This window comes from Bacillus sp. 05T31 (assembly GCF_056396725.1).
The window spans coordinates 1-601 of sequence record NZ_JBFTMA010001250.1; the positions used below are offsets into that span (position 1 = coordinate 1).

The 601-nt window shown below is 37.4% G+C and carries 1 protein-coding gene; it reads left to right on the top strand.

Features of this window, described 5'->3' with window-relative positions; genetic code table 11:
• The coding region (locus AC1DJR_RS32740; protein WP_477004545.1) for a recombinase family protein at nucleotides 1-601 on the top strand (601 nt) is incomplete at both ends.

Genomic DNA, 601 nt, shown 5'->3' on the forward strand with positions numbered 1-601 from the left:
GAACACGATCAGGCCTAGAAAACAAAGCAAAACAAGGGAAATGGCTTGGTGGTAAGCCGCCATTTGGTTACACATATGATAAGAATAGTGGGCAGTTTATTGAACACCCTGAAGAGCTTTGCTATGTAAAAGAAATATTCAACTTATATTTAAATGGTCATGGGTTTCAGCACATTGCTAATACGCTCCCTAACGGTTCCCGCCGCGGAAAGGACTGGGGGAAAGAGAATGTAAAGGCGATTGTACTTAATCCTTTTTATTGTGGCTTATTATCATGGCAACGACAAACAGATGGTAAGCAAAATGCAAGGGATATTTGGATTGAAGCACCCAATCACTATGTGAAACCAATCATTTCACGAACGATATGGGAAGCATGTTGGCGTATTTATTCCGAAAAACGTAATGGCAACATGATTCCTAAACATTACAAAACAAGTTTTCTGCTACAAGGGTTGCTTTCTTGTGAAAAGTGCCAGGAACTAATGAAAACAAAGAATCAACAAACAGTAAGTTCTACAAATAAAAAGTATGGAGGGAAAATTTATTTTTGTAATAACTGCAAATTAAGAATAGATGCAGATCTCCTTCATGATAAAGT